We start from the raw sequence: 18,080 nt of genomic DNA, 5'->3' as shown, positions 1-18,080 counted from the left end.
ATTCAGGAGTTCTGGGACCATTGTTGTATAGAAGCTTGAAGTAAAATTTTGGAGTGGAAAAAATACCTGAGCTGGATGATTTAACCCTTGTATCACGAACATACATTCGGTATATAATAAAAACGAGAACATATTTTCGCATTAATTTGGGGGTGTCATTGTGGTGCCCGTAATAATGTTGGCAGATTGCCAATCATTTTATGCATCTGTTGAAAAGGCAGCACGTCCAGAATATCGCAATAGTCCTGTTATTGTGGCCGGAGATCCGGCCAGAAGATCGGGCATCGTCTTAGCAGCATGTCCTGTGGCCAAAAAGTTTGGAATAACTACGGCAGAAACATTGGGTCAGGCTCTCGCTAAGTGTCCTGATGCGGTCGTTATACGTCCTCGCATGCAGACTTATATCGATGTATCACTAATGATTACTGAGATCTTTGAATCCTTTACAGACTTAGTTGAGCCGTTTTCAATTGACGAGCAATTTTTGGATGTGACCGGATCGCTTTCTTATTTTGGATCTCCAGAAGAAATTGCAAAACGAATACAAGTCAAGGTAATGATGTCTACCGGCGTCTGGATCAGGGTGGGTATAAGTTCAACAAAGATATTGGCGAAAATGGCAACTGACATATGGGCTAAAAAAAGTGAAACGGGTATCTTCACACTTCCTAAAAGCGATATAGATAGTCTGTTATGGCCTCAGCCCATCAACAAAATGTTCGGTGTCGGTTCACGGATGACGGCTCACTTTAATCGAATAGGCATTGCGACAATTGGCGATATAGCCAAACTTCCGCTTGTTGATTTCAAACGTACAATGAAACTTGTTATGGGTAAAAATAGTGATATACAAGCTGAATTGTATTGGCAAACTGCGAACGGCATAGACCCAAGCGCAGTTACACCAGGCACGCATGATCATCAACAAGCTGTTGGACATCAAATGACTTTGCCGCATGACTATTCCCAAAAGGAGGATATCGACGTCATTCTGCTTGAGTTAAGCGAAGAAGTTTGTCGCCGTTGTCGTGCCAAAGGCTACATGGGAAAAGTGGTATCCGTAGGAGCTCAAGGTGCTGACTTTGACAAACCTACCGGATTTTTTAGACAAATCACGATTGACGATCCAACCAATATCACGAATGAGGTGTTTGAAGCAGCTCGGAAGTTGTTTTATATCCATTGGGATGAACAACCGGTTCGAAAACTTGGAGTAGTGGTATCAAAGTTGAGCCGTGATGATGAGTACCAACTTTCCTTCTTCGGTAATAGAGAAAGGTACAGAAGGCTAGAACGTGCCACAGATCAAATAAAGAATCGCTACGGAAGCACAGCGATTTTACGCGCATCATCTTTATTGGGAGCAGCACAAGCTCAAGAGCGTAGTGCGAAAATAGGAGGGCACTATAGATGAGTAAAAAACTTCAAAATAATGGACGATGGGAATCCAGTCGAATGATGCTTCCAGAACACCGGGAACAATATTTAAGCAGAAAGAATCAGCACCAAGAGCCGGTCAAACCAGAGTTGCCCAGCAAAGAAGAACTTGAATTAATAAGGGATTCTGTTCTTCTGCCGATGATCTTAACAATAGTCGATAAAAACAGTACAGAAATCGGCCTCTCGTCCTATTCATTGAAAAGTCTTTACCTCAAAGCTTCCCAAGTATTGATGGCACGAATCCATATGGATCTAAGTGAGGTCAGGAAAAAACTGAAGGCAAAAAACATTAAAGTATTTCAAGAAGAACGCATAGATAGCGCGCTGTACTATCGGTTTGTGTGTCGAGGTTATGAGGATACCTTCGCTATAGTGCGTGATGTAGCACGAGCAGAAATAAGTATGCGAATTTCAAAATATGTCTCTGATATGTTCAGAAATAGCGATAACTAGACCAGCGGCTGCGGAAAGTGGTCGGTTTAAGACCACTTTTTTGAAGCAGTCTAATCAGCACTTTTGGCATCAAAAGCGCTTAGCACGTCTTTGGATAGGTTGTAAATGATCTCTATTTCTTTTAAGCTACGATTTTGAAGTAACACTTTGAGTAAGTCCAGAATCTTTTCCTTATCAGAAGGCAGTTCCGTTCCAAATACCTCAGAAGGGCTAACCTTTAAAGCAAGAATGAACCGCTCACGGGTCTCGATTGAAATGTTCTTCTCCCCTCGCTCTACACCACCGATATATGACTGAGGCAATTTTACTATCTCTCCTAATTGCTCTTGTGTAAGCCCACGATTTTTTCGAAGAATACGTATTTGTTTCCCGATTTGATTAATTAACCCTGCCATAAAACCACCTCTCTTAAAGAGTAGGCAAGTCATGTAGGCAATTAAATATACTCATAGCATATAAAACCAAGAAACAAATTCGGATTTAAACATCCCGTTCCTTTCCTTTCATTATCTCGATGAAGATGAGGAGATTAAGCTTTTTGATACGATTAATACAAAAGCTAAAGGCATAGGCTCCTCATTAAGTAAATATTTACGTAGAGATTCTGATGAACTTAGTTGGGTTGCAACACAGCTCTTAATCCAGAGCGGTAGCCCCTTCCATAATAAAGGAAGTATCCTCGGCAAACGTAACAAAAGCAGGCATATTACACTTCAAAACTTATACCGAACATTAAGCTTGTTGTTTAAAAATCAAAAACTAAGTGTTTTCACAAAAGAGGAAAAGCTTTCTCTTGCCACATTTTATTTCTCTTCAATGAAGGAGTTGTTCCCTTCAGAATGGATGGACTATAAAGGCCAACGTTTAACACATATTGTATGCTTAGATGTCCTATCAATCGCAGGTTCCCAAGTTCTTGCTACCTGCATACAGGAAACCCGTAAACAAGTCGATCTTACTGCAGCTGCACGTCATATTAAGAAACTTAAGGGGATCGAATGGTCGAGTGAGGGGCCATTGAAGTATGTAAAGGGTTTGAGTGGTTCGAGAACGCTAGCCTCGGAGTTACTAGAGCAAATGATCGGTTGACGCTAAGAGCCCAGAAACAAGGCTCTGGGCTCTTAGCTAAATCGTATTACAGAGACATATTAAAATTGAAAGTCAGTTCCTCAAAAGAACATCTAATTCTCAATATGATGAGTAGGTGTTCTTTTTTCTGATTCTGATAAGTTGTAATTATGTACAGCTTAATCATGGTGAAAATTCAGATTTACCACAAGGGAAGATAATTGTATATTCTTCCACTGGATAGGCGTGAAATGACGTCCTTCATAAGAGCTGAGAATTCAGGTAATTCCTTATGATACAAACCTTCTTTCAATGATCTATACTGCACTAAGTGTTTAGGTATTGCTCGAATTCAGTCACTGTATAATGTGCAATGAACTCCTCTGGCCGTACCTGCTCACCGGGGATATCCATTAATTTCTTTTTGGTGATAGACTTTGTCTTTTCCGCTGGATTGGTGGAAGTTATCGAATATGGGGGTCAGTCCCCTATGATTTATAGAAAGAATAGCGTGTTTTTTCATTGACGTTGTGAGGGCTTAGTATCGTGCAGCGACTGCTGCCAAATTCTAAGTCTCGAAATAGCGTGGCTCTGCTGTACTGACACAAATAGCTGACATAGTAAATCAAACGATTTTAGCATCTCTATCTCGGTGCCAGGATCGTTAGATTTGTAAAAAATGAACTCAAACTCCTCGCCGATAATACGTAAATCCCCGTTTAGTGTTTCTCAAATTCCCTGAATCTTTTCTAAAATGCGGTCAATAGAATTACTCACTCTGCGCTCACACCCTCCAATGAAATAAAGGACTGCCACCTGAATGACAGTCCGTTTTTACGTTTATTTTCTGTAATTTTCCCACCACTTAGTGACTTCATGATGATACAGGATGTACTGTTCTTTACTCCCACCAATGTTGCATTCCGCGGATTCCAACATCCCACAGCTTACCGTTTCCGGAAACGATAATGGTCAGCTCGTTTACCTTGTTAAAAGGCAACTCCCGTAAAGCCTCTGCTCCTTGAGAAGATTGTTCGTTTAACTGATATACTTCTTGTCCATCTACGATTATTTTGGCTTCACCCTTAAAGTTTACATTGTCGGGAATACCGAAATAGAAAGAAAGCCAGACATTTTCTTTGTTCCCAAGAATATAGTTGTATGTTTTGGTTGATTCACCTTCACTGCTATACATGTTCATTTTCGGCTCTATTCGCTCACCTGCTACGGTGAAACTTGGGAGCTTCTCAGTCATAGGTGTAGTTCCTGTCATTTCTTTCATAACTGTTAATGATTGAATAGGGCCTTCTCTTTTTTTGATGATTTCAGAGACCACCATAACTCCAATTATAAGGACAACAATAGATAGAGCCGAAGTCATGAGCTTTTTATAAGAAATTTTTGAAGAAAATCCAACTCTATAGGCAACATAACCAATTGCTGCCCCTATTGTATTGGATATCACATCATTTATATCAAAGCTACCAAGATAGGTTAGGGCCTGAATGGTTTCTAGAACGAGAATCGCTAAGACAAACAAGGATATGAACTTCCCAAATCTGACACGATACAACAGGGGAAATAATATTCCAAAAGGGATAAAAGCAGCAATGTTTCCAAAACCAACAATCCATGAATAATTCAGTTCTGGAAATTTAAGTGGTACTCCTTCTGGAACAAGGATAAAGGTGTATCCATCTACACTAGTTGCACCGTCGAGCCTGTTAAACGCTAAGAACATAAAAAATAAAATTAAAATCGTATAGCATATGGTACCAGCTAAAATGACTTTCCGTGATTTCGGTTCCATAATTTCAATCTCCTTAAAACTTTATTTATATATGAATGATTTTACTCTGAATGAATACGTTAGTGATTAGCTGTTAGTCACATCCTTCATTTAACAAATGTAGCGTAGTGCTTAACACAAAAAAAGCGTTAGGTTTTCTGTTGTAAATTGATCTATTTTTCGTTAAAAACGCGCTATTTGGCGAAATTAAAGCATTGAGATATTGAATGGCAAGAAGAATAGCACAGGAGATGCACTATTCTTCATCAACCTCAATCTCGTCTGATTCATCTGAGATTCCGACAAGCTTTTTTGCTTCAGCTTCAAAAGGCTCCACATCAATATCTAAAGGTTTTTCCTTATACTGTTCATTCCACGGGACACCACAGGCTGCTGTGTGTCTTTTGGGATCGTAGGGACACCAGTTTTCAGGACACTGTGGATAATCTTTGCAACCTTACCACACATATATCCAATGGCTTTCCTCTTGGGCATTTGGTCTTCTACAGTCTCTCGTAGTATGCCGTAAAGACATTATGTGGACTACGAGCTATAGTTAAATTGCCCCGCAAAGAGAGTAGCTGAAGTTATGGTTCCTGTCAAAAAGCATACTTGTATGTGTCACTAGATGTGCAATGACACAAATGCGTAATGTGAGATACTAATATTGTAGGTTAGATTCGTATCGTTGGAAATAGCATCTAACTTTGTTCTGGAGGACTTCATCATTGTGAAGATGGAGCTGGATTTTGCGACAGACCTTCATGGAAGCATTCTAAACAAAGAGCCGTATATTTTCCATATTCAACTATAGCAGAGAGATTCCAGGTATGTCAGAGCCCAAATTACACCAATGTCTGTTTACATAAACATTGCAACATAACCGGATTTTGACAAAAACTTATCAACATATCTATCGTTTGCGCGACGTTGCTCCATAAGATTTTCGTCTCTTATTAAAAATTTCAATAGATACATCCATTCAGATTGAATGTTTTTGTCAACAATTCTGTAATGTTTACGTCAACAGACAACAAATGAAGAGGGGGCAAAGTGTCTCTTTAGCTTTTCGTAATCCTATTGCACAAAATAATAATTATGTGCAATAGGATTACGGAGAATGAGTATTCGTGTTATAATTGGTACTGTCTGTTGACAAGAACCTTACTAGTAATTAACAATCTTATGTGCTACAAGTCTATTTATTCTTCAAATTAATTTTGAATACATCCCCCTTATTTCCACCAAAAACGATCATCCCACCTTCAGGCAGTACTACCGAATAATTGCTCGTTGCCTTTGAAAAGTTCACAAGCATTCCATTCTTGTCATAAACGGCAAATCCCCCACTTACCGGAGTCTCAACGTTCATGACTCGATTGGCTGATTTTCCATCAATTTTATACCATACAGCCTGACCATTGGATGGTATGTTGCAAAATGAATCATTCCCTTCATAAATCGGTTGAATCGCATCTTCTCTGATATAGGATTGTCCATCGATCACTAAATGCTCTGCACCGTTCACGTTATAGAAATTCAAATCAAAAGTATCTCTTCCCTTCATAATAGGAATATTAATTACATTTACTGCTTTATTCTTATCAACAATTTTAGTACCGGATGCGTATCCATGGTTGATATCAACGGATATATTTTTGGCCAACAGTGCTTTGGTAAGATACATGACTGAAGTTATCTTTTCATCCAAAGCGTAGTAATTTTTTCCATCCCTTTCTTTCCATACCGTTTTAATTGACTGATTTAGAGAATTGGAATCTAACTTTTGATATTCATACATCACCATAACCGTTTGACCTAATCCTGGAATATTTATGTTAGCGTTAAGTTTTAAATAGGTTTTTCCATTCTTCGGTTGGTCAAAACTCAGGGTTACATTCCCATCGTTGTTTTTGAATTGTCCATTGCCCGTATATACATATTTTTGAGGCGGGAGCAATCCATTTGCTAGAGCGGGTAAATCAATCTCTCCGTTCTTTATCTCCAGATTTACCGTTTTACCTACGGTACCGTATAATCCAGAGTAAGCAGTCAAATCCGATGGCATATCCACTTTCAATGGAGCTGCAAATGTTGTTTCAGGTAGGGTCTCTTTAATGATGCCCTTGGCTCTTACATATTCCAATAAAACATTAGTTGCAAGCATACTATTGTAGATAGAACTCCCTCCCGATGAAAGCACAGCTATAGAAATATTATGTTCGGGTAGGGTAGTCAAAGCAGCATGATACATAAGCGTATCTCCACCTTTAAATAATGCGGTTATTCCGTAATCACTAAACGGCGCTAAACGGACGGCATCCCAACCAAGACCATAATTAATGGTGTTTGTCTCTTCAGAAACCCACACACCTTTTCTATACTCATGACTTTGCATCGCCTTTGCTGACTTCTCAGATAAAATATCCGTTCGATTCCCGATTAATACTTCAGCGAACTTACTTACTTCTTCGGCCGTGGAGTAGATGCCTCCTGTCCCAATGAGATTGGGATTCTCAATGGGTAAAGCCTGGTCGATCCCTGGAAAATAAGTTTTTGTGAGCTTGTCTCTATCAAATGAATCACGCAGTGTTTTGGTAGAGGTTAAATGAAGAGGCTTGCTAATATAGGTTTCAAGAAATTCGCTATAACTTAAACCGCTCACTCGTTCAATCAAGATTTCAAGCAGCTGAAAACCATTATTACAATATACCGAAAACTCGCCGGGTTTTGACTTTAAGCGTTCTGATTGTAATTTGACCAATAATTCATCATGATTTTTCGTATCATTATCATCAAACAATAGACTATTCCCATAGTAACTACCGTAAATTCCTGAAGAATGATTCATCAACATGCGCGGCGTAATCTCTTTATATCGTTCATCTGCCATTTTAAAGTCCTTAATATACGTGGTTAGCGGTTTATCAATATCAATTTTATTAGAATCAGCTAGCATCATCGTTGCAGCAGACACATACGTTTTACTTACCGAGCCGATTCCAAACATCGTGTCTTTGGTGATCGGACTTTTGGTCGCTTTATCGTATACACCAGCGCTATCGGATAGAACAATGGATCCATGATCCATAATTGCATACTGCAATCCACTTACACCATAATCGGACACGATCTTCGAAGCCAGCTCCTGTGCCTTTTCTTTTACAGTATCATGATTCGCTAGAGCAAAAGCAGAGGTGACCGGTGTTGCAATAAGTTTAGCGGTCATGAATACAGAAACCATCTTCTTCATTAATAATTCCTCCTCGTATTCTTCTAGATGTGACTTACTGAATTCATCATACAAGGAAGAAGGCCGTTATATTAAAAATCACCCTGAAACGAAAAGAACAATCCCTAAGCAACATGTTGTCTAAGGATTGTTCTTTTAAAATGGCAGTAGGACCATATTATGAAATACGTTATGTTTCGTTTCAATGGTCATATGACCACCGTACTTGTCGCAGATTCTAGCTATGTTTGTTAATCCAATACCATGAAATTCCGGATTTGGTTTGTGGCTGTATAAGTGGGCAACTTCATTCTCCATATGATTCAAGATGTGAATGAGAAGGGTAGACTCGGTAGAATGTATTTTGATAAGCATGTACCTATCTTCTGCGATTTTCAACTTTTTAGAAGCTTCTATTGCGTTATCTAGCATGTTTCCAATGACAACACATAAGTCATAACGGTCAATATGGACTTCTTGTGAACATAAGTTAAGCTTCGTATCTATTCTTATGCCATTGGCTTGTCCAATATTAAGCGTATTCGTGACAAGAGCATCTATAACCAGATTCCCCGTATTCACCCGGTGATAGGCCCCCTCGACTTTATTTAATGTAGTCTTAATATGTTCCATGGCTGCTGCTAACTCATTTCGCTTAATACACTCTTCAATATACAAAAACTGTTGATTCGTATCGTGAATGATTCTTTTAATGGATTTGAAGCTGTGAACGACTTTTTCATAATTTGCATCCTGATAGTCCATCTGATGTTGCAACTGAGTATTCTCATGCATGAATTGAAATTTATCAACGATATTATCAAAAATATAGACAATCATAACGTTTAAGAAAAGAAATCCAATAACGGAAATGATAGAATAAACGTCCTTATAAGTTAGAATATTCAGCTGGTATATACTTACGATAGGAACAACCAAGAATAATACGTAGTAACGATTATCCAAAGATAAACTTCTGCGTTTTGCAACTAGTCGTATGATCTGAATGATCGCAAACATGATCACACAACCGAGTAAAATAGCTTTCGTGTTGGCTATTTGATCTTGTTCATTTACAGGATCAAATCTAAAGTCAACTGAATTTATGGTATAAAAAAGATGAAGGGATATAAAATTAGTGAGAGATATTAATACAGCATAAAATATTGAAAAAGTGAACTTGGTTTTAAATTCTACTTTATAAGATTGCGCAAAACTAAATATCATAAGCAAGGTGAGAATCGAAGATGAAATAGGAGAGACCGGAATAACTAGATATAGGTAATCGAGCAACCCAAAGATAATGAAGTAAATGAATCGATTTTGTTTTTTAGCTGATTTATCAAAAATCGAGTTGAAGAAAAAATTAACTTGAACACCCATCAGAAATACAATGCTAAAGACAATAAGAAAATTATTTTGAATCATATCAATCGACCCTCATAATCATAAATTTGGTGTAAACATCTTTAACCTCTTTAATTTTAGAACGGCCTATGGGTAATTCCAACCCATTGGACATTAGAACAACTCCGCTAGCAAACTTCCTCACATGAAGCAAGTTAATAATGATGGAACGATGGATTTGCAAAAAGTTACAGTCTTTTAAGGCCATAGCATAATGTGAAATGATGCCTTTGCTTTCATATGTTTGGTTCGTGGTCGTAAAATGCAGTTTGCTTTTTATGGTTAAACTTTTGGCAGCTTCAATACTAATAAGTTCATCATATTTTAATACGACTTCTTCATAGCCTGACTTGATGACCATATACTTTTTATTAAGTGCTTGAAAGTATTGGTGCAGCTTGATGATTTTCTCTTCCAAGATCGAAGGTGCAATAGGTTTTATCAAATACTGGAATGTCATGACGTCAAAACTTTCCACCATATATTTAGGGTAACTTGTCAGAAAAATAATTTGTTCATCCAGGTTATTTAACCCTCTTATTTTTCGGGCCGTTTGAATTCCATTCATTCCACCCATTTCAATGTCCAAAATTAAAATGTGGAATGGAGTTTCATGGCACTCATAATAAGATACCAACTGCTCTCCCGAGCCGAATGATTCGATTACAAATTCAATATTTGCCTTTATCGACAAAGTCATTAGAATGCTTTTAACAAACTCTCTGTGTTTTTCCTCATCATCGCAAATAGCCACTCTATACATAAATGATGCTCCCTCGTTCCATTACCTTTATTCTAAAACTCTATTATAAACATGATACAACCGTTTGACATTATATAGATAGATTTCGGATGAAATGCAAATTTGAATCCCTTAAATCACTTCTCACGTGATGAATGCTGCCCGTTAGTTTAATGGCGCATATAGTTATCCCGCTGTTAAGTTAAATCAGTAGCCGATTATAGACAACGTTATTAATCATATTGCTATTAAAAATTCACCCGTTCTTAGTCCTACAAAATTGAAATTCATAGCATAACTCTATGAGTATACCGAATAAACGGTTAATTTCCCAACATCAAGGATTCGATTCATCATGTGCCCCTAGTTTAAAGGAGGAGGCTTTCCCTAAACATAAGTCCAGTTCTTATTCAAACCAAAGTCTGTTACCAAATCTTTCTGACCACTGTACGATTAATATACAAGCGGATCACGTGATATGAAATGACGATCTGTTTAGCATATGCAGAAGAAAGGAAGATAAACGTTGAACAACAACATGAAGTTAGCTATGATTCTCCTGGCCGCTGCCAGTATCGGACTCGCCGGGCTGAGCAGTCCTAATGGTTCGACATCGGATAGCGATTTCCATTGATGAATCGTCTCCATATCGAGCGAAGCCCACATGGCTGCAATCTCCGGATTGACCCCGTGATAAATCAACGGGACTCTTTTTTTCAAACCAACAATGCGAAATGCCTCTTTTTCTTCCATACGATAGTTCATGGCACTGCCTCCTTTTATGGATAGATGAAAGGTCATTCGTGGATAAGCCTTCAAGGAATGGCCGATGTGTCTGGCTTCTGTCGGAGTGACTCCATGCACATTCTGAAAAGCTCTGGCAAAAGAATCAGCCGATTCGTATCCGTATTTGATCGCAATGTCAATGACCCGCTCGTTGCTGTCCGCAAGCTCAAAAGCGGCAAGCGTAATGCGTCGGCGCCGGATGTACTCGGATAGCGGAACACCAGCGAGAAAAGAAAACATCCTTTTGAAGTGATACTCGGAGCAGCAAGCTACCCGGGCGATTTCTTTATAGTCAATCTCGCTGGTCAAATTGTCTTCGATGTAGTCCAGAGCCTCATTCAGCTTTGTAAGCAAATCCATGGTAATGACCTCTCTTTCCCCTTCAGAATAGCAAATGCCAAATCGGGCAATCCGACATTTCGTGCACGATTATGACGGGTCCACCTTATGAAAAACGCCTATTGAAAGGAGCTCTATCACAATGACAAACCCTTCCCCCCTGCTCCCCCAAATCGGATCCATTTTTGTAGCAGTCAGCGACATCGAACGCGCACGCGACTGGTACTGCCGTCTCTTGGGCATTCCCACGGACGGTGCGATTATGTTCGGACATATATATTGCATTTCCTTGCAAAACGGACTGACGCTCGTCTTAGACAGCAAAATCTTTCCGATGCGCATCGCAGACGATGCTCCTTTGTTTCATTTCAACACACAGGATATTGAAGCCTCTTATGCATTTCTCAAGGAGAGTGGAGTCGAAGTCATCGTTCCCATCCAGCATGGTCACTGGTTCAACTTCCGCGATCCCGACGGCAATCTGATCATGGTAAGCAAATGTTAAGCGGAAAAGGAGATACACACATGACCATCCACTTGCGCCACACTACACCGGCAGCCATTCCCTTAACCCTGACATCCTCCATATGATTGCCAAAAAAAAGAAACAGGCCACCCCGTCGGCTACGTCATCATCGCCGGGCTGACCAATCCTCATCAAAGCATTGAACTCATGCGTATTACAATCGCAGTAAAGGGGGAAACGGAATATGACGCTTAAGGGGCAAGTGGCTCCGGAGTCGTGACATACAGCCATTTGCCGTCGTTGCTAGCTCCCAACATAGATACACTTGCTGGCAGTCCTTTCACCAGCACAGATTGTTGCTTACGATCGGCATCGAACAAAAAGAGCGACGACACAGACTCTGCTCCCTGTTCAGCTTTTTCCCAATCGATATAAACCAAATGGTGAGTACCTGGAATCCATACCGCATCTGGCTTCATTTCCATCAGTTTGACGTCTCCCTTAAACACTCCTGCATTCCAATACATTTGATAGGCGCCATCCGTCGACTGGACATAGCCTGACCAAGCTTCTTTGGGAACCGGTGGATTCCAGCTGATCACCTTGCCTAACTGCCAATCGTAGCGTTGACGAAGCTCTTCAAAACTTTCTTCCTCTGTTCTCATTTCAAACGTCGCGTAACGTCCATCGTCCATAAAACTGACGGGCTGGACGTGCCCATTCATCTCATCTGTTGGAACCCATCCTTTAATTACACCTGGGAGGCGCTGTTCTTTTCCAGTCGCCAAATCGTACACAACCAGATCGAGATCCTTTTTCTGCTCGGTCTTGCCTACTGCCATCAATACATGCTTGCGATCATGGCTAAAGCTGGCTCCATGTACGTATCCATCTACCTTGACACGAGTGGCAAACTCGCTTTTCGGTACTTCTGTCCCTTTCGGTGGATGAGCGAAAAAGAAGCCGCGACGATCTGCCATGAAGTCACCTGCACCGCTATAGTTGTCAGTCAACTCCACGGGATAAGTGATCAGTTCTCTCGTCTGTGTGTCATAAATCGAATACAGCATGGGGAAACGCGCATCGCACTCACAATATTCTGTAAATCGCTCCAGCAACACATATCGCTCCTCAGGGTCGATAAACTCCATGGGAGTCCTGACGGCAAAGTCCGTCATTTTTTCTTTCACCTTGCCATCCACGGATACTCGCCAGATCTGAGACGGAACAAACACCACCGCCTTGAAGTAATTCTTATCGTCAAATATGGCTCCCTTCGCTGTCTTCGCTCCTGCTACGTTCAAAACGTATTCCGTCCAGTCTCTGTCTTTGGCAAGCGTATCAGGAAGGGTCGCGAGCAGCTGCAGTTGACGGTCGTGCACCCAGTGAAACGTAAACATCGGCTCCACGTAACCCAAGCCCTCTTTCTTGGTCTCTTCCTGGGCATTTTTGCGGATAGCCGCTTCGATTGTTCCACGGTTCACGGCTTCCTTAAAAAAGAGGGTGTACGCCTGTGGTGCAGTTCCCACAACCGTTCTTCGAGGAGAGCGGAGCTGTGACGTATCGTTTAGCTGAATGACCACGTCTTCTTTCATCGCCGCGTAGTCGTAAGGCAGTTCCTTTTGCTTCCATTCCTTTGTCGCTTGGCTGGTCGTATGGGAGGGGCCAGTCTGAGCAATCCGACTGTCCGTGGAAGATGCTTGCGCGAAGTCCGATCCTGTCATGATAAGCAATGCAAACACAATGGACATGCTAATTCCCCGAATTTTTCGCAATGACAAAAAACTCGCCTCGCTTCCTAGAAAAATTTACCTTACAGAGGATAGACGTCGAGAGCATGCTTAAAGTTTCACCCCACAAAAGAAAAAGCCTTCCCACACGCTTGAAGTGGGAAGGCTTCTTTCCTTTCTTAATCGAAGACGACACCGTCCAGCACGCCCTCATTCTTCAAATAGTCACGCAGCCAGTGATACTTTTCGTCCCGCCAAAAGGTGTCCTCTGCTACCAGCTTGACAGTCTCTTGTCTCGCTACCTCCAGCGCTTTGTAATCACTTAATAGATCAGCGACTTTAAACTCCGGCAAACCGCTCTGCTTCGTTCCGAAAAAGTCACCCGGTCCGCGCAATTCCAAATCGCGCTGCGACAGCTCGAATCCATCCGTCGTCTCGCACATGACACGCATCCGCTCTTTTCCGATCTCGGATTTCGGATCGGCGATCAGCACACAATACGACTGCTCAGAGCCACGTCCTACGCGCCCACGCAATTGGTGAAGCTGAGCAAGACCAAACCGCTCCGCATCATAAATGACCATATAGGTGGCATTCGGAACATTCACACCAACCTCTACGACCGTGGTACTGACCAGGACAGCGTGCTCTGCCGCAAGAAAGGCTTGCATGACTGCATCCTTTTCCTTCGCTGGCAGGCGCCCATGCATCAGGCCTACTCCGAATTCAGGGAAAATGTGTGTGAGCTGAGCATGTACATCAATCGCATTTTGCACATCGAGCTTTTCCGATTCCTCAATGAGCGGGCAAATAACGTACGCCTGCCGCCCTTTACGCAGCTCATCCCGCATTTGCTCCAACACAGCCGGAAACTGATCATGCTTTTTCCATGTCGTCTCAATCGGTTTGCGCCCCGCAGGCATTTGATCAATCGTCGAGACGTCCATGTCGCCAAATGCCGTAATTGCCAGTGTTCTCGGAATTGGCGTTGCTGTCATAAACAAGACATCAGGTGACAACCCTTTGTTTCGTAAAATTCGCCGCTGCTCCACACCGAATCGGTGCTGCTCGTCCGTAATCACGAGACCAAGACGCGAGAAAAAGACATCCTCTTGAATGAGCGCATGGGTACCAACCACGACATCGATTAACCCCATTTGCAGAGAACCGATGACTTCGCGTCTGCGTTTAGCCGTCAGAGAGCCCGATAAGAGCGCGACCTGAATGCCGTACTCGGACAAGAGCTTCGTCAACGACTGCACATGCTGCTCGGCGAGAATCTCCGTCGGTACCAGCAGCGCTCCCTGATAACCTGCTTTCACCGCAGCAATCAGCGCGATGGCAGCTACGACGGTTTTCCCCGAGCCTACGTCCCCTTGCAGCAGCCGATTCATTGCATGAGGTGCCCGCATGTCATCCAAAATTTCTTTTACCACACGTTTCTGCGCATCTGTCAGCGGGAACGGTAGCCCTTTGACAAATTCCCGGACCTCTTCCATCGGTATAGCCAAAGCAACGCCTTCTGTTTGCTGGCGATTAATTTTGCGCAGTGTTTGCATTTTCAACTGGAATAAAAAAAGCTCCTCGAACATAATCCGTCGCCGCGCTTGACGGCCGTCTTCCGCATTTTCCGGAAAATGGATCGATTGAAAGGCATTCATCCGTGGCATCAGTCGGTAGCGCTCCACAATATCCGCAGGAAGGATCTCAGGAATCTCCTTGCCGTACTGACGCAACGCCTGTTGAATGGTTTTGCGCAGCAGTGTATGCGTCACATCGCCACCAAGTGGATAGACAGGGGCGAGCTCGCCTCGTTTTGTCGCACGTTCGGAGTCTACTTCTGTCATCTCGCTCACAGTGATTTGTAGCTTGTGCTTGTCCCATTTTCCTGTGACGAGTATTTCCTTGCCTGGCGACAGCCTGCTTTTGACAAATGTCTGATTGAACCAGACAGCTGTCACCACGACACGATCCATGACAACCTTGACCGACAGTCGTGATTTTCTTTTTCCATAAAAACGAACAGAGGGTTCGCCGTACACCGTACCTGCCAGCGTGACCCTCTCTCCGTCTTTTACTTCTGTCAAATCGCGCACACGGTAATCTTCATAACGAGACGGGAAATACTCCAGCAAATCACCAATGCTGTTGATTCCCAGTCCTGCAAATGCTTTCGCCCGCTCTTCCCCTACCCCGTGCAAAAGGGAGACGGGCGATTGATATGCACCAGCCATCTTACTTCTCCATCCGTACGCCGAACACTTTGGCTTCGATCATGCGGCCCGTTTGCGTGGCAGCAAGACCACCCTGTGCGGTTTCCTTCAGTGTTGTCGGCATGGCGCAGCCGATCCGGTACATGGCGTCAATGACTTCATCTGTCGGGATTACGCTCTTGATGCCGGCCATTGCCATATCTGCGGCTACCGTCGCAATCGCTGCTCCCATCGCATTTCGTTTGACACATGGTACTTCAACAAGTCCGGCTACGGGGTCACAGACCAGACCGAGCATATTTTTCAACGCGATCGCCACTGCTTGGGCAGATTCCTCAGGCGTACCGCCAGCCATTTCCACAATCGCAGCAGCAGCCATGGCTGTAGCAGAGCCCACCTCTGCCTGGCAACCACCCGCAGCACCCGAAATGAATGCGTTATTGGCAATGCAATACCCGATAGCGCCTGCCGTGAACAAATAATTGACCATTTCCTCGCGGGTCGGCTGGAGCTTGTCGGATACGGCAAACAGCGTCCCTGGTACAATGCCACATGCTCCTGCTGTAGGTGTTGCGACAATCGTACCCATTGCAGCATTTACTTCGTTAACCGCCACGGACATCGAGACGGCATTCAACAGTGTGGGACCAGACAAAAACGTCTTTGTCTCCATATATGTTTGCAGCTTTTTCGCATCTCCGCCCGTCAACCCGCTATGCGAGCGAATATCTTCGGTAAGCCCGCGACGCACTGCTTTTTCCATCACATCGAGGTTGGCGTACATATCTTGCATAATGGCGTCCCGACTGCGCTGGGAAACTTCCATTTCTGCTTCAATCATCACCTCGGAGATCTTCTTCCCCTGAGATTCGGCCAACTCTACTAGTTCAGCCACATTACGAAACATCTGGTTGTTCACTCCTCTAATCCTGCTCGTCCTTTTCCTTAGTTCAATGCGAGCAGGGATACGTCAAAGATATGGGGGATTTGCCGAATTTCCTCCAGGACTTCCGGAGAGATCGTCGAATCCGTTTCGATTGCCATCAAAGCACGCGAACCACGTGTGTGTCGAGACACTTCCATGAACCCCACATTAATGCCGTGCTGGGTCAGCACTTTTGCCACAGCCGCAATCATTCCAAAGCGATCCTCATGCAAGACCAAGAGCGTCGGTGTATCGAAGCCCAACTGAAAGGAAAACCCGTTCAATTCCAACACTTCGATCTTCCCGCCACCAATGGAAACACCAACGAGTTCAATCTCATGCTCATCATCGGACAGCTTGATCCGCGCCGTGTTTGGGTGCTCTGTCAGAACCTCAGAAGTGGTCAACTCCACTTCCATGCCTGCTTTTTCTGCGATCACCAGCGAATTTTTCAGACGCAAATCCGACGTGTCAAAGTCAAGAATCCCTGCCACTGTCGCCACATCAGAACCATGTCCTTGATACGTTTTTGCAAATGAGCCGTAAAAAACAATTTCTGCTCGCGCAGGCATTCTGCCAAACAGCTTGCGAGCTACACGACCGATACGGGCTGCACCAGCCGTATGGGAGCTAGATGGCCCAACCATAATTGGACCGATAATATCAAATACGCTTTTGTACTTCAACCGGTTCTCCTCCTGAATCACAAGGGGTGGGGCAAGATTCACTTTCATTGTATCCTACAGCCTTTGAAAGCGCTACAGAGGAAACTGTACGTAAAGCAATCATAACCGATTTATGCTGACAACATGCGGTCAAATCAGGCTATATGAAAAAACTCCCTCTGAAAAGAAGCGAAGCGTCAAGGATAGTCAAGCGGATATCTTCTGAGTCCCACAGCCAGCATGTAAGTGTGCAAACTTCATGAATTTCATTTTATTACTTTGGAAGTGAAATTAGGAATACCTTTACGGGATCTAGTTCTCGGTCGAAATCTGCTTGAACATCATTTCCTTCGTTTGTTGTTTCTACTATTGGAATTCCATCATGATACGGAAAATCAATAAACTCGTTAATGATTGGTTCAAGCTCATCAAGGATTTCAATCTTTCCGCTAAAGGGGAGTCTTTCATGAATCTGAGAGATAAGATTAAATCTTAGTTGCGAAGCCTGCCAATCGAACCAAACATATAACAGCATTCCATGATCACTATTTGATTTAAAAATTTGCTGCTGTCTATTCTCTATTACTTTATGGAAGAAGTTCATGAAATCAGAAACTGTGAACTGACTAGCTAACCGCTTACTTAAAGAAATAGACCACATATTGGCAGAAATTTCTTTATTCAAATCATCTTTATGACCGCCAATAAATAGAGAGTCATACACAATATCCTCCAACTCAATAAGGAAATCATCCTTATTCACCAAAACCTCCCCCTTGTATTTCACGTATAAAAAAGAAGCCCCCTACCTCAGGGAAGCTCCTC

13 protein-coding genes and 1 pseudogene are annotated in these 18,080 nt (G+C 42.7%); 3 read left to right on the top strand and 11 right to left on the bottom strand.

The window, feature by feature from the left end; translation table 11 throughout:
* Nucleotides 1-175: 175 nt before the first annotated feature.
* Together C7R93_RS10710 and C7R93_RS10705 are read left to right on the top strand one after the other, a co-directional pair.
* Nucleotides 176-1,414: a DNA polymerase IV gene (locus C7R93_RS10710; protein WP_167402452.1), complete on the top strand. Its 1,239-nt coding sequence runs from the start codon at nucleotides 176-178 to the stop codon at nucleotides 1,412-1,414.
* Nucleotides 1,411-1,893 carry a YhjD family protein gene (locus C7R93_RS10705; RefSeq protein WP_106838787.1) on the top strand — a complete coding sequence of 161 codons (483 nt, stop codon included), beginning with the start codon at nucleotides 1,411-1,413 and terminating at the stop codon, nucleotides 1,891-1,893. The genes C7R93_RS10710 and C7R93_RS10705 overlap by 4 nt, the downstream gene beginning before the upstream one ends.
* Before the next feature lie 50 nt (nucleotides 1,894-1,943).
* Here the strand turns inward: C7R93_RS10705 and C7R93_RS10700 are convergent, their stop codons facing one another.
* The 6 genes and pseudogenes from C7R93_RS10700 to C7R93_RS10665 form a co-directional block, all read right to left on the bottom strand.
* Nucleotides 1,944-2,288, bottom strand: a complete 345-nt coding sequence (locus tag C7R93_RS10700) for a helix-turn-helix domain-containing protein (RefSeq protein WP_158264015.1) — start codon at nucleotides 2,286-2,288, stop codon at nucleotides 1,944-1,946.
* Between the two features lie 1,574 nt (nucleotides 2,289-3,862).
* Nucleotides 3,863-4,771 (bottom strand): VanZ family protein, encoded by a 909-nt coding sequence (locus tag C7R93_RS10685; protein ID WP_106838785.1) that lies wholly within the window; start codon nucleotides 4,769-4,771, stop codon nucleotides 3,863-3,865.
* Between the two features lie 1,177 nt (nucleotides 4,772-5,948).
* Complete coding sequence (locus C7R93_RS10680; protein WP_106838784.1) at nucleotides 5,949-8,003, bottom strand: serine hydrolase domain-containing protein; 2,055 nt, start codon at nucleotides 8,001-8,003, stop codon at nucleotides 5,949-5,951.
* 135 nt (nucleotides 8,004-8,138) lie between these two features.
* Nucleotides 8,139-9,410: a sensor histidine kinase gene (locus C7R93_RS10675; protein ID WP_106838783.1), complete on the bottom strand. Its 1,272-nt coding sequence runs from the start codon at nucleotides 9,408-9,410 to the stop codon at nucleotides 8,139-8,141.
* Between the two features lies 1 nt (nucleotide 9,411).
* Nucleotides 9,412-10,152: a LytR/AlgR family response regulator transcription factor gene (locus C7R93_RS10670; protein WP_106838782.1), complete on the bottom strand. Its 741-nt coding sequence runs from the start codon at nucleotides 10,150-10,152 to the stop codon at nucleotides 9,412-9,414.
* Between the two features lie 558 nt (nucleotides 10,153-10,710).
* A pseudogene (locus C7R93_RS10665) lies at nucleotides 10,711-11,277 on the bottom strand (AraC family transcriptional regulator); the annotation flags it as partial.
* Between the two features lie 121 nt (nucleotides 11,278-11,398).
* On the opposite strand from C7R93_RS10665, the gene C7R93_RS10660 reads away from it, so the two are divergent.
* The gene (locus C7R93_RS10660; RefSeq protein ID WP_106838781.1) at nucleotides 11,399-11,761 is read left to right on the top strand and encodes a VOC family protein; all 363 of its coding nucleotides are present in this window, start codon (nucleotides 11,399-11,401) and stop codon (nucleotides 11,759-11,761) included.
* Nucleotides 11,762-11,973: 212 nt separating this feature from the next.
* Here the strand turns inward: C7R93_RS10660 and C7R93_RS10650 are convergent, their stop codons facing one another.
* The 5 genes from C7R93_RS10650 to C7R93_RS10630 form a co-directional block, all read right to left on the bottom strand.
* Nucleotides 11,974-13,473, bottom strand: a complete 1,500-nt coding sequence (locus tag C7R93_RS10650; protein WP_106838780.1) for a hypothetical protein — start codon at nucleotides 13,471-13,473, stop codon at nucleotides 11,974-11,976.
* 158 nt (nucleotides 13,474-13,631) lie between these two features.
* Entirely contained in the window at nucleotides 13,632-15,686 is a 2,055-nt protein-coding gene (recG, locus tag C7R93_RS10645; protein WP_106838779.1) for an ATP-dependent DNA helicase RecG, read from the bottom strand.
* Nucleotide 15,687: 1 nt separating this feature from the next.
* Nucleotides 15,688-16,572, bottom strand: a complete 885-nt coding sequence (gene sdaAA, locus C7R93_RS10640; protein WP_047068155.1) for an L-serine ammonia-lyase, iron-sulfur-dependent, subunit alpha — start codon at nucleotides 16,570-16,572, stop codon at nucleotides 15,688-15,690.
* Nucleotides 16,573-16,610: 38 nt separating this feature from the next.
* Nucleotides 16,611-17,276 (bottom strand): L-serine ammonia-lyase, iron-sulfur-dependent subunit beta, encoded by a 666-nt coding sequence (sdaAB, locus tag C7R93_RS10635; RefSeq protein WP_106838778.1) that lies wholly within the window; start codon nucleotides 17,274-17,276, stop codon nucleotides 16,611-16,613.
* Between the two features lie 253 nt (nucleotides 17,277-17,529).
* A complete protein-coding gene (locus C7R93_RS10630; RefSeq protein ID WP_244191505.1) occupies nucleotides 17,530-18,018 on the bottom strand; it encodes a hypothetical protein in 489 nt (162 codons plus the stop codon).
* Between the last annotated feature and the right edge of the window lie 62 nt (nucleotides 18,019-18,080).

Origin of the sequence: Brevibacillus fortis, assembly GCF_003013395.1 — a bacterium.
Lineage (GTDB): Bacteria > Bacillota > Bacilli > Brevibacillales > Brevibacillaceae > Brevibacillus > Brevibacillus fortis.
This window is presented reverse-complemented; position numbering and strand designations above follow the sequence as displayed.